Annotated in this window: 14 protein-coding genes; 13 read left to right on the top strand and 1 reads right to left on the bottom strand. The window is 66.4% G+C overall.

Features of this window, described 5'->3' with window-relative positions; genetic code table 11:
• Positions 1 to 113: 113 nt before the first annotated feature.
• Complete coding sequence (locus QZX93_RS05445; protein WP_366759774.1) at positions 114 to 995, top strand: tetratricopeptide repeat protein; 882 nt, start codon at positions 114 to 116, stop codon at positions 993 to 995.
• A 44-nt stretch (positions 996 to 1,039) separates the two neighbouring features.
• On the opposite strand, the gene QZX93_RS05440 is transcribed toward QZX93_RS05445, so the two are convergent.
• A complete protein-coding gene (locus QZX93_RS05440) occupies positions 1,040 to 1,972 on the bottom strand; it encodes a cation diffusion facilitator family transporter (RefSeq protein WP_295389308.1) in 933 nt (310 codons plus the stop codon).
• A 335-nt stretch (positions 1,973 to 2,307) separates the two neighbouring features.
• On the opposite strand from QZX93_RS05440, the gene QZX93_RS05435 reads away from it, so the two are divergent.
• The 12 genes from QZX93_RS05435 to hypB all read left to right on the top strand — a co-directional run bounded on the left by QZX93_RS05435 (position 2,308) and on the right by hypB (position 11,891).
• The gene (locus QZX93_RS05435) at positions 2,308 to 2,811 is read left to right on the top strand and encodes a SoxR reducing system RseC family protein (RefSeq protein WP_295389306.1); all 504 of its coding nucleotides are present in this window, start codon (positions 2,308 to 2,310) and stop codon (positions 2,809 to 2,811) included.
• A 15-nt stretch (positions 2,812 to 2,826) separates the two neighbouring features.
• Positions 2,827 to 3,408, top strand: coding sequence for an electron transport complex subunit RsxA (gene rsxA / locus QZX93_RS05430; RefSeq protein ID WP_295389304.1), 582 nt, complete (start codon positions 2,827 to 2,829; stop codon positions 3,406 to 3,408).
• A gap of 180 nt (positions 3,409 to 3,588) precedes the next feature.
• Positions 3,589 to 4,119: an RnfABCDGE type electron transport complex subunit B gene (locus QZX93_RS05425; RefSeq protein WP_295389302.1), complete on the top strand. Its 531-nt coding sequence runs from the start codon at positions 3,589 to 3,591 to the stop codon at positions 4,117 to 4,119.
• Between the two features lie 18 nt (positions 4,120 to 4,137).
• Positions 4,138 to 5,628, top strand: coding sequence for an electron transport complex subunit RsxC (rsxC, locus tag QZX93_RS05420; protein WP_295389300.1), 1,491 nt, complete (start codon positions 4,138 to 4,140; stop codon positions 5,626 to 5,628).
• Positions 5,625 to 6,701: an RnfABCDGE type electron transport complex subunit D gene (locus tag QZX93_RS05415; RefSeq protein ID WP_295389298.1), complete on the top strand. Its 1,077-nt coding sequence runs from the start codon at positions 5,625 to 5,627 to the stop codon at positions 6,699 to 6,701. The genes rsxC and QZX93_RS05415 overlap by 4 nt, the downstream gene beginning before the upstream one ends.
• Positions 6,698 to 7,324, top strand: a complete 627-nt coding sequence (gene rsxG / locus QZX93_RS05410) for an electron transport complex subunit RsxG (RefSeq protein WP_295389297.1) — start codon at positions 6,698 to 6,700, stop codon at positions 7,322 to 7,324. Before QZX93_RS05415 ends, rsxG begins: the two co-directional genes overlap by 4 nt.
• A 1-nt stretch (position 7,325) precedes the next feature.
• Complete coding sequence (locus QZX93_RS05405) at positions 7,326 to 7,997, top strand: electron transport complex subunit E (RefSeq protein ID WP_295389295.1); 672 nt, start codon at positions 7,326 to 7,328, stop codon at positions 7,995 to 7,997.
• Positions 7,998 to 8,015: 18 nt separating this feature from the next.
• Complete coding sequence (locus tag QZX93_RS05400; RefSeq protein WP_295389293.1) at positions 8,016 to 8,294, top strand: RnfH family protein; 279 nt, start codon at positions 8,016 to 8,018, stop codon at positions 8,292 to 8,294.
• A 7-nt stretch (positions 8,295 to 8,301) separates the two neighbouring features.
• Entirely contained in the window at positions 8,302 to 9,066 is a 765-nt protein-coding gene (locus tag QZX93_RS05395) for an ABC transporter ATP-binding protein (protein WP_295389291.1), read from the top strand.
• Positions 9,067 to 9,079: 13 nt separating this feature from the next.
• The gene (dusA, locus tag QZX93_RS05390) at positions 9,080 to 10,078 is read left to right on the top strand and encodes a tRNA dihydrouridine(20/20a) synthase DusA (protein ID WP_295389289.1); all 999 of its coding nucleotides are present in this window, start codon (positions 9,080 to 9,082) and stop codon (positions 10,076 to 10,078) included.
• 203 nt (positions 10,079 to 10,281) lie between these two features.
• A complete protein-coding gene (locus QZX93_RS05385) occupies positions 10,282 to 10,641 on the top strand; it encodes a hydrogenase maturation nickel metallochaperone HypA (RefSeq protein ID WP_295389287.1) in 360 nt (119 codons plus the stop codon).
• A 365-nt stretch (positions 10,642 to 11,006) separates the two neighbouring features.
• Positions 11,007 to 11,891 (top strand): hydrogenase nickel incorporation protein HypB, encoded by an 885-nt coding sequence (gene hypB, locus QZX93_RS05380; protein ID WP_295389285.1) that lies wholly within the window; start codon positions 11,007 to 11,009, stop codon positions 11,889 to 11,891.
• The last annotated feature ends 150 nt before the right edge of the window (positions 11,892 to 12,041 follow it).

The raw sequence follows: 12,041 nt of genomic DNA, 5'->3' as shown, positions 1-12,041 counted from the left end.
GGCCGCAAATGCTCCGACGGGTTCCGTGATATCAAAGATCAGTTTATTCGGCATGACCTGAGCCTTGGGCAATGGAACTACGTTGTTGACCCCAACGGGTTCTCTTGATAAAAGTGTTTAAGTTATTTTTGAATCGTTACCTACCGCAAGCCCCCGTCGAGTGGGTCGCCAGGGCCTATGTGAACCGTGGCATGATCTACGGACAGCGCGGAGATATCGAGAAGGAGATTGGCGACTACAGCGCCGCCATAGACTTGGCTCACGCCCCAGTTGAGCAGGTCGCCGAGGCGCTCGTCAACCGGGGTATCACCTACGGACAGATCGGAGAGTCCGACAAAGAAATAGCAGACTACAGCGCCGTCATCAACCTACCGCGGGCTCCTGTCGAGCAGATCGCCTCGGCACTCTTTCTCCGCGGCGTAGTCTATTGGCAGTCGAGCGACGCGGAGCGATCAGAACGGGATCTGCATGCGGTATTACGATTGGAAGGTGCGCCGCTGGATACACGCGTCGACTCTCATCTCTTGCTGGCCGAGATCCGAATCGCAACGAGCCACTGGGATGACGCCATCACCCTGTTGGGCGATGGCTTGCGGGAAGGCAAAGGCGCCGCGCCACCGTATCAAGGCGACTCAACGGACATCATCACCGCCTTCTTCGACAGCTCGCTACAACCCGCAATCCGGGCCGAACGCACCCGCACCCTGCTCCAGGCCTATCGTGACACCGACGCAGTCGCCCAACTCGGCGAGGCCCTCACGCAGCACTTGGGCAGGCTCCATGACCTGCCGAGCCCGGACAACCTGGAGACCTGGGCCGCAGCCTGGGAAGCTGCGGGCCAGGGTATCGACGCCTTCCGGCTGCCGCTACGCCTCTTCCGCACCGGCGTCGACTTCCTGAAGGCTGGCGGCACCGACCGCGGCATCCTGCTAGACCTCAATCAGGAAGAGCGCAAGTTGCTGGAGCAGGTGTTCAACCTGGAAGCCGAAACCTGATGCAGCGGCATAGCGAAGATTGACGAGGAAGCGCTGGCCTTCACTCAGTGTCGCGGATGCCGATGGTCCGCCTGCCCCACCTGAGCCACCGGCCGCGCCCCCCAGCGCACCGTTTGCGCCATGGGTTCCGGCTGCAAGGTGACGTGTTCGATGCCCAGCGTCTCGGCGGCCCGGCGCAGGGCCTCCAGGGTCTCGGGCCAGCCCAGCAGGTCCGGGACCCGCACATGGGCGGACAGCGCCACCCGCTTAGAGGATAGGGACCACACATGCAGGTCATGCACCTCGCTGACGCCGGGGACGCGGGCGAGCGTCATCCCAACCGTCTCCAGTGGCAGGGCGACGGGCACCCCGTCGAGCAGGGTGTGCAGCGACTCGCTGAGCAGACCCAGGCTGGAGGAGAGAATCAGACCGCAGATCAGGAGCGACAGCAGCGGATCGATGGGGGCCCAGCCGGTGGCCCAGATCACCAAACCCGAGACGATGGCGGCCACCGACCCCAGGGCATCGCCCATGACATGCAGCAAGGCCCCGCGCACATTGAGATCGCGTTCGCCGCGGGCGAGCACCCAGGCGACCAGCAGATTCACCGCCAGCCCGACCAGTGCGACTGCACTCACCAGGGGGCCGTCGATGGTCCGCGGCGACTGGAAGCGCCCCCAGGCAGCGACGGCGATCAGGGCCACGACCGCCAACATGGCCACCGCGTTGGTCAGCGCCGCCAGGGACTCGGCACGCCCCAGACCGTAGCTGTGCCGCGGCGACGGCGGGCGGGCGACCAGCCAGGCGGCCAGCCCCGCCAGCCCCAGGGCGGCCGCGTCGGTGACCATGTGGCCGGCGTCCGCCAGCAGGGCCAGGGAACCGGACCACCAACCCGCGCCCGCCTCCACCACGGCATAACCCAGGGTGAGCAGCAGCGCCAAACGCAGGGCGGGCAGGGCCGCCGGCGCGTGATGGTGGTCGTGGTGGTCGTGACTCATCGGATGCTCCGCAACCCGCGAAAAGGGGCATTGTCGCACCGCCCGGGCCGTCCGGCGTGCGGCCATTTCTGGCACGTATCCTGCTTCAAAGCCGCTTGCTTAAGGACCCGCGCGGGCCGACCGCGGAGACAATGAGAAATTAATGATATTGATACATTGCCTAACGGGCTCCTTTTGTCGTAGATTCGGCATTGTGCGTTGCAGCATTGTCGTGAACACTTCATTTTTGTCAGTTTTTCCACGAGGTGCCGTCATGACTGCGTGCCTTTCCCGTCCCTGGGTCTTGGGTCGCGACCCCGATTTCGGTCGGCGTGCCGTGGCGCAGGATGTGCGTCATGTTTGATACCGATGAGCGTCTGGAGACCGGCTCCACTGAGCTGGTCGAGGGCACCGCGCGCGTGGTCGAGGTCACGGGTGCGGTCGCCTGGCTGGAGCCGGAGGCGACCACGAGTTGCGGCGGTTGTGCCGCGTCGGGGGCCTGCGGGGCCAAGGGGATCGGGACGATCGCCAACCGCGTCGCGGCGCGTCGCTTTCCGTTGCGCGATCACCCGGAGCTGCGCGTCGGCGACCGGGTGGTGGTGGGGGTGCGGGGCGATGCGCTGGTCAAGGCCGCGCTCACCGCCTATGCGATGCCCTTGGTGACCTTGTTCTTGGGTGGCGGCCTGGCCCAATGGGCCTGGGGCACGGATGCGACGACCATCGCCGCCAGCGTTGGCGGCTTGCTGTTCGGTTTGGTGCTGGCCCGGCTCGGGGCCGGCCGGTTGTTCGCCAGCGGCGCCAGCGCCCCGCGCTTCCTGCGCCGGGTCGGCCAGGCACCCCAGACCTGTCAAATCATCTAGCTTAAGGTTCAGACAATGCAGGAATATGTCCTTCTGATGGTGGGCGCCGCCCTCGTCAACAACGTGATTCTGGCCCGTTTCCTCGGGTTATGTTCGTTCATGGGCGTCACCACCCGGGTCGATACGGCCCTGGGCATGGGGCTCGCGACCACCTTCGTGATCACCGTGTCCTCGATGTTGAACTGGGCCGCGCAGCACTATCTGCTGGAGCCCTTCGGCTTGGGTTATCTGCGCACCGTGGTGTTTATCCTGATGATTGCCGCGGCGGTGCAGTTCACCGAGATGACCGTCCGCAAGGTCTCCCCGCCCCTGTTCCAGATGCTGGGTATCTACCTGCCGCTGATCACCACCAACTGCGCGGTGCTCGGCGTGGCCCTGCTGCTGATCGAGGGCCGCATGACCTTCATCGAGAGCACCGTGTTCGCCTTCGCCTCCTCGGTCGGTTACAGCCTGGTGATGGTGATCTTCGCCGGGCTGCGCGAGCGACTGGCGCTGGCGCAAGTGCCCCGCCTGTTCGCCGGGCCGCCGATCGGCTTCATCACCGCGAGCCTGCTGGCACTGGCTTTCATGGGTTTCTCGGGCATCAGCACGGTCTAGCAGCCTGTCGGACTTGATGGCGTAACCGATTGATTAAACAGGAAAACGACTTTTTGGCGCAAAAGAGGAAACTCGTTGCATTCAATCGGTTGCATCACTAAGTCCGACAGCCTGCTAGGCCCCATATCTTAGGCTCGAACTATTTAAGTCATGTGTCTGCCATAACACTGGAGATTCACTATGTTGATCGCGATCGGTAGTCTCACCGTCATCGGACTGGCACTCGGCGGCATCCTCGGCACGGCGGCGCGCCTCCTGGCCGTCAAGGTCGACCCGCTGGAGTCCGATCTGCAGGCACTCTTGCCCGGGTCCCAGTGCGGTCAATGCGGCTATGTCGGCTGCGCCCAGGCGGCCAAGGCGCTCGCCCAGGGCGACGCGGCCGTGACCCTCTGCCCCCCCGGTGGCAAGGCCGTGGCCGAGGCCCTGGCCAGGCGACTGGGCGTCACGGTGGACCTCTCGACCCATGTGGACCGGGGTCCTGAATACGCCGCGATCGACGAGGCCCTGTGCATCGGCTGCACCCGCTGCATCAAGGAGTGCTCGGTGGACGGCATTGTCGGGGCCACCAAGCAGATGCATACGATCCTCTTCGAGGCCTGCCACGCCTGCGGCAAATGCATCCCGGTCTGCCCCACCGACGCCATCAAGATGCACCCGGTACAGGTCACGCTGGGCACCTGGCATTGGCCCAAGCCCGTTGCCGCGCATTAGTCTTTTGGAGATCGAGCAATGAAACTGTTTGCGATCCGCGGCGGCATCCATCCGGACTACCGCAAGGAACTGGCCAGCGACCAGGCGATCACCGCCCTGCCGATGCCGGACAGTCTCCAGATCCTGCTGCATCAGCACATCGGCGCACCGGCGCGGCTGATGGTCGCGCCGGGCGAGCGGGTCCTGAAGGGGCAGATGATCGCCCAAGGGCAGGGGCCGGTCTCGGCCCCCACGCACGCCCCCACCTCCGGGGTGATCGAGTCGGTGAGTGAGGTCACGGCCCCGCACGCCTCGGGTCTGCCGCTCACCGCGGTCGTACTGACGCCCGACGGCCTAGAGGAGTGGGCCACCTTGCCCGACCCCATCGCCGACGCGCTGACGGTCGCCCCCCAACAGATCTGGGATCGGGTGGCGCAAGCGGGCATCGTCGGCCTGGGCGGCGCCGCCTTCCCCTCGGTGATCAAGCTGCACCTGGGGGTGCAGCGCAAGCTGGAGATGCTGGTCCTGAACGGCGCCGAGTGTGAGCCTTACCTCTGCTGCGACGACCGGGTGATGCGCGAGCAGGCCGCGGAGGTCGTCGATGGCGCCCGCATCATGGCCCACGCGCTGGGTGTCTCGCGGGTCATCGTCGGCATCGAGGAGAACAAGCCGGAGGCCCTGGAGGCCATGACCCAGGCCGCCGCCGACTTCCCCGACGTCACCATCCAGCCGGTGCCGGTCCAGTACCCGATGGGCTCCGAGCGCCACCTGGTCCAGGCACTCACCGGGCGCGAAACACCGGCCAACAAGCTCACCGCGGATATCGGCGCGGTGGTACACAACGTCGCCACCGCCCAGGCCGTGCATCAGGCGGTGCGTCACGGGCGCCCCCTGATCGACCGAGTAGTGACCGTGAGCGGGCGCGCAGTGCGCCAGCCGCGTAACATCCGCACCCCGATCGGCGCCCCGGTCTCCACCCTGATCGACTTCTGCGGTGGGCTCGTCGGCGTTCCGGCACGTTTAGTGCTGGGCGGACCCATGATGGGACAGCCGCTGCCGAACCTGGAGGTGCCGGTGATCAAGGGCACCTCGGGTATCCTGGCGCTGGACGCGGAAGAAACCGGCGATGCCGCCCCAGGCCCCTGCATCCGCTGCGGGACCTGTGTCAGCATCTGCCCCTGCGGTCTGGTGCCGCTGGAGATGGCCGCCTTTATCCGGACGGACGACTTGAAGGGCGCGGCCAACCTGGGCGTGACCGAGTGTCTGTCCTGCGGGAGCTGCTCATGGGCCTGTCCATCGCACATCCCGTTGGTGCAGTATTTCAACTATGCCAAGGGGATGTTGAAGACCAAGGAGCGCGAGCGGGCCAAGAGCGAACACACCAAGGCCCAGACCGAGGCCCATCGGGCTCGACTGGAAAAGGCAGCGGCGGCCAAGCTCGCCGCACAAGCCGCCAAGGCCGCCCCCGGGGGCGCCAAAAGCGCCCCGATTGCCCGCCAGCCGCGGGCCGATGAGACAGCAGAGGCATGATGATCGAGACCGCTAACACGAGCGCGCCGTACACCCATTCGGCGGCCAGCGTCCAGAAGACCATGACCACGGTGATCCTGGCCTTAGTGCCGGCCACCGCGTTCAATCTCTACCTGTTCGGCTGGCCGGCCGTCTTTCTGTTCGGCGTCACCGTGCTCGCCTGTGTGGGCATGGAGGCACTCGCGCTGACGATCGGCGGCCGACGGCTGCTCCCCACCCTGGGCGACGGTTCAGCCGTCCTGACCGGTTGGCTGCTGGCCATGACACTCCCGCCCTGGGCGCCTTGGTGGACCGGGGTGCTGGGCGCGGTGTTCGCCATCCTGCTCGGCAAACATGTCTTCGGTGGACTGGGACAGAACCTGTTCAACCCGGCCATGGTGGCGCGCGTCGGCCTGCTGGTCTCCTTTCCGGTCGCACTGACCTCCTGGGTGGGACCGCACCCGCTGTTCTGGACCGGCACCCCCGGGTTCCAGGACGCACTGAACATCACCTTCGGCGGCCAGATCCCAGACGGGTTCAGCGCCGCGACCGCGCTCGGGTTTGTGAAGACCGAGTTGTCACGCGGCATCCCGGTGTCCCAGTCGATGGGCCATTTGCCCGACCTGATGGACATGGGCCTGGGGCTGCGCGCCGGTAGCCTGGGCGAGACCTCACTGGTCCTGATCCTGGCCGGTGGCCTGTTCCTGATGTGGAAAAAGGTCATCACCTGGCATATCCCGACCGCCATGCTCGGAACCCTGTTCGTGGTGGCCACCCTGGGCCATCTGGGCAACCCGGAGCGCTTCGCCGACGGCACCTTTCACCTGATGTCGGGGGCGGCCTTCCTCGGCGCCTTTTTCATCGCCACCGACTATGTCACCTCGCCGGTCTCCAAGTCGGGGCAGATCGTCTTTGGCTGCGGGGTCGGGCTACTCACCTGGGTCATCCGCTCCTTCGCCGGCTACCCCGAGGGTGTCGCATTCGCCATCCTGCTGATGAACTCACTCACCCCCATCATCGATCAATACACCCGGCCACGCCGGTTCGGACGCACCCGCCGGGGCGAGCCACTTGCACCCCAGGGGGAGAAATGAACCAAAGCTCTATCTATCATGGCCTGATCCTGGGGGCCTTCTGTCTCGGTTTCGGCCTGGTGCTGGCGCTCACCAACGCGCTCACCGTCAATGACATCGCCGCGCGGACCATGGAGGACCGGCAGAACTCGCTGGCCGCAGTCATCCCCGACAGCATCCATGACAACAACCCGGTCACTGACACGGTGACACTCAAGGACCGCGACGGCGAGGACCTGACCGTCTACCGCGCCAAGAAGGGCAACGAGGTCACCGGGGTGGCCTACGAGATCAGCGGCATCGGCTATGCCGGGCAGATCAAGCTGATGCTGGGGGTCGGCGCCGATGGCCGGGTCCTGGGCGTGCGCGCACTCGCCCATAAGGAGACCCCCGGGCTCGGCGACAAGATCGAGATCAAGAAGGGCGACTGGATCACCCGCTTTACCGGTCTGCGCATCGGCAACCCGCCGATCGAAAAATGGAAGGTCAAGAAGGATGGCGGCCAATTCGACCAATTCAGCGGGGCGACCATCACCCCCCGCGGCGTGGTCGGCGCCATCCGCGAGGGCCTGGTCTTTTTCGATAAGCATAAAGAGCAGATGACCCAACCGAACACCCCACAGACAGACAACGAGGTGCGCTGAGATGGCAACCGGATACGGCAGAATCGCCCGCGACGGCCTGTGGGACAATAACGGCGTGCTGGCCATGCTGCTCGGCATGTGCCCGACCATGGCCATGACCACCAGCGCGACCAATGGCTTCGGCATGGGGCTCGCCACCGCGGTGGTGATGACCGCCTCCGGCGGCCTGGTCGCCACCTTCCGCGGCTATATCACCCAGGAGGTCCGCATTCCGGTCTATATCCTGATCGTCGCCTCCATGGTGACGCTGGTGGACCTCACGATGAACGCCTATATGCACGACCTCTATAAGGTGCTTGGGCTCTTCATCCCGCTGATCGTCTCCAACTGTCTGCCGCTGGCCCGCCTGGAATCATTCGCCTCCAAGGAGCCGGTCATGCGTTCACTGGCGGACGGGTTCTTCATGGGTCTGGGATTCACCCTGGCATTGACCGCCATCGGGGCGGTGCGCGAGATCGTCGGCGCCGGCACCCTGTTTGCCGACGCCTCACTGCTGCTCGGCCCCGCCTTCAAGTTCCTGGAGCTGCGGATCATGCCGGAGAACATGGGCGTACTGATGATGATCCTGCCCCCGGGCGGCTTCCTGGTCACCGGGCTCCTGGTGGTCGGCAAGCGGATGATCGATGTCGCCAGCGGCAAGTCCATCCAAATGGCCGGCGCCCACGCCGTCTGACGCCACGAGATCGACGCCATGAAGGTACAAGTCGTCTACGCCACGCCGGGCCGCCAGTTCTGGGTCCATGTCGAGGTCCAGCCGGGCGCCACGGTGAGGGATGCCGTGGTGCGCTCCGACGTGCTGCGGCAGTTTCCAGAGATCGACCTGGAGCAGCAGAAGTTCGGAATCTTCGGCAAGATCGCCACGCTGGACGCCCCCCTGGACGACGGCGACCGGGTCGAGATCTACCGCGCCCTGATCGCCGACCCCAAGCAGGTCAAACAACGCGGCAAGGCAACCCCAGCGGCCACCTGAGCGACCGATGACGGCGGCCATACGCCTCGATTCGGTCACGCGGCGCTTCGACTCCGGGGTCGAGGCGCTGTCGGAGGTCTCGTTTGAGGTCCCCGCCGGTCAGTTCGCCGCCGTACTGGGACCCTCCGGCTGCGGCAAGACCACCCTGCTGCGGATGATCGCGGGGCTCGACCCGAGCAGTGGCGGGACGGTGGCGCTCGGCACCGACGCAGCGCTGGCCCAAACCTCCTACGTCTTCCAGGACCCCACCCTGATGCCCTGGGCGACGCTCTACGACAACGTGAGCCTGCCCCTGCGCATCCAGGACCTGCCCCGGGCGGAGGCGCGCCGCCGCATTGAGCCGGCCCTGGAGTCCATCGGACTCGGACGCTTCGCCGACGCCTATCCGGGGGAACTCTCAGGCGGGATGCGGATGCGTGCCTCCATCGCCCGCGCCCTGGTTACCCACCCGCGGGTGCTCCTGATGGACGAGCCCTTCGCCGCCCTGGACGAGATCACCCGCGCCCGGCTCAATGACGACCTGCTGGCACTCTGGCAGGTCCAGGGCTTCACCACCGTCTTCGTCACCCACAGCGTCTTCGAGGCGGTGTACTTGAGCCAGCGGGTGCTGGTCATGAGCGCGCGCCCGGGCCGGATCATCGCCGACCTTGCCATCGACCTGCCCTACCCTCGCCCGCCGGACCTGCGCCTGACCCCTGCCTACGCCGGTCTGTGCCGCGCGGTCTCCGCGGCGCTGGAGTCCGGCTATGATGACCGGCCCACGGACCGCTAGCGACCGCCAACCCATGTCACACCTCGACCGCCGTCTGTCAGTTGCCCCCATGCTCGACTGGACCGACCGGCACTGCCGCTGTTTCCTGCGACTGATCAGCCGGCGCACCCTGCTCTACACCGAGATGGTCACCACCGGCGCACTGATCCACGGCGACCAGGACCGGCACCTGCGATTCGACCCGGCGGAGCACCCGCTGGCGCTGCAACTGGGCGGTTCCGACCCGCACGCCCTGGCCCAGTGTGCCCGCCTGGGTCAAGACTGGGGCTATGACGAGATCAACCTCAACTGCGGCTGCCCCTCCGACCGGGTCCAGAACGGGCGTTTCGGCGCCTGCCTGATGGCCGAGCCCGACCTGGTGGCCGACGGCGTGGCGGCCATGAAGGCGGCGGTCGGCATCCCGGTGACGGTCAAGTCACGCATCGGCATCGATGATCGGGACAGCTATGAGGAACTCACCGCCTTCGTCGCTGCGGTCGCCGGGGCCGGCTGTGACGCGCTCATCGTCCACGCCCGCAAGGCCTGGCTCCAGGGCCTGAGCCCGCGGGAGAACCGCGAGGTACCACCCTTGCGCTATGACTGGGTCGTGCAACTCAAGGCCGACTTCCCGGCACTGCCGATCGCCATCAACGGCGGCATCCGGACCCTAGAGACCGCCGCGGGCCTACTCACCCAACTGGACGGTGTCATGATCGGCCGCGCGGCCTACGAAGACCCCTGGATGTTGGCGCAGGCCGACCGCCTGATCTTCGGCGAGACCGCGGCGCCGGCCAGCCGTTATGCGGTGTTGGAGCGCTTTCTGCCCTATGTGGCGCGTGAACTCGCGGCGGGGGTCCCCTTAGGCAACATGAGCCGCCATATCCTCGGGCTATTCCAAGGCCAGCCCGGGGCGCGCGCCTGGCGCCGTCACATCAGCGAGAATGCCCATCGCCGCGGCGCCGGGTTGGAGGTGCTGACCGCCGCGCTGCCGCGGGGGCGCGAGGCGTGCTGCATCGATCCTGCGACCATCTGAGAAGCCGCGTGATCCGAAATAAAATTTCCCACCACCGGCTCGCCCCTCAACTTGGTACCGGGAGTTGCGCCGCGCCAGGCGCCGCTCGCCCGACGTTCTCGGCGAGCCACCGCACGGCCCTTAAGGGTGCAAGGCGCCGAGGATTCAGTTAGGGTTCCACTTCTTTGTCAGGCGCCGCCGCACGGCGCTCATCAGGTCAGCCCATGCACGAACTCTCGATCTGTCAGTCACTGCTCGATCAGGTCGAGGGGATCGCCCGGCAGCATGGCGCCAGCCGGGTGGAGTTCATCCTGCTCCAGGTCGGCCCGCTCTCCGGGCTGGAGCCGGCCCTGCTGCATAGCGCCTGGCCCCTGGCGGCGGTGGGTACGGTGGCCGAGACCGCGGAATTGCTGATCGAGCCCGCGCCGGTGCGGGTCCGCTGCCTGGACTGCCAGGCGGAATCGGCAGCCACCCCCAACCGCCTGCTGTGCGCCGCCTGCGGGGGCTTCCGCACCCGGCTCATCAGCGGCGATGAACTGCTGCTAGCCAGGGTGGAGCTGACCATCCCGGACCCGGACGGTTGACCTGTGCCGCCACGGACCTTGATCATCGTTCCGGCCAGCGGCGATCCGGCCGCAACCGGAGGTCGAGGCTTTAGCCGGTGGCGGTTTCCGACCTATCCAAGAGAAATCAGTGGAGCTTGCGCGCCGGACCGGCTAACGGCCATGGAAGGGGGGCCTGCCACCCCTGACCATGAAAGTCTTTCAGGCTAACGAGGCGCTCCTGCGCCCGCTCGTGGTTTTCGCGTGAAACCTACTTCACAGACATCGGCTTACGGCGACTTTCACGGTAAAGCCTCGACCTCCTGTGTAATTGCGCCCTGAATGACGATCAAGCCCCTGCCACGTCCCCCATTTTTTTCTGAAGCACAACGATTCTGAGACCCACCATGTGTGACACCTGCGGCTGCAACATCACCCCCGGCAACGAACACCTGGTCCGCGGCGACGGGCGGCTCGCCCACACCGCCGACGGCCGCGCGGCCGTGACCGTGCTCCAGGGCCTGCTCACCGAGAACGACCATCAGGCCGCCCACAACCGGGAGCACTTCGACCAGCACGGCACCCTCACGCTGAATCTCATGTCCTCCCCGGGCGCGGGCAAGACCAGCCTGCTGGAGGCGACCATCGACGCCCTGGGCGGAAGCCTGCGGATCGCCGTGATCGAGGGCGACCTGGAGACCGAAAACGACGCGGTGCGCATCCGTGCCAAGGGCGTACCGGCCATCCAGATCGCCACCGGCAGCGCCTGTCACCTGGATGCACACATGGTCCACACGGCCCTGCACCACCTGGATCTGGACGGAATCGACATCCTGTTCATCGAGAACGTGGGCAACCTGGTCTGTCCGGCCAGCTTCGACCTGGGCCAGCATCGCAACGTCACCCTCCTCTCGGTCCCGGAGGGCGACGACAAGCCGGCCAAATACCCGGTGATGTTCCGCGCGGCGGACCTGGTGCTCTGCACCAAGTCCGACCTGCTGCCGCTGCTGCCCGAGTTCCAGCCGGAGCGCGCCGAGCGCTACCTACGCAACCTGGCCAGCGCCGCGCCCTTTGCGGTCCTCTCCACCCGCGGCCCGGGCGATCTGGGGCCTTGGCTCGACTGGCTGCAGGAGGAACTCACCGCGCAACGCGCACGCCTGGAGCAGGGTCTCACCACCAAATCCGGCGGCCAGTCAGCAGGCGCGCAAGCGGCGGCGGTCAGCGGGCATGGACACACCCATCACCACCATGGGCATGAGCACGGGCATCACCATGACCATCATCATGGGTGAGGTTCGGGTCTGCAGGGCGGAACCGTTCTAGCCAGGACTCTCTGTTGCAACCGGCGGTTGTCCGCAACACTGGACAACGCCAGGTGGCCCGGGTATAAAGCACGTCGGTCCCCTTACTGTCCGAGGCCCCGTGCGTGAACCTTCGTGAGG

It is taken from the genome of uncultured Thiodictyon sp. (assembly GCF_903946935.1).
GTDB lineage: Bacteria > Pseudomonadota > Gammaproteobacteria > Chromatiales > Chromatiaceae > Thiodictyon.
Note: the sequence above shows the minus strand (reverse complement) of the source record. Positions and strands in the feature narration are given on the sequence as shown.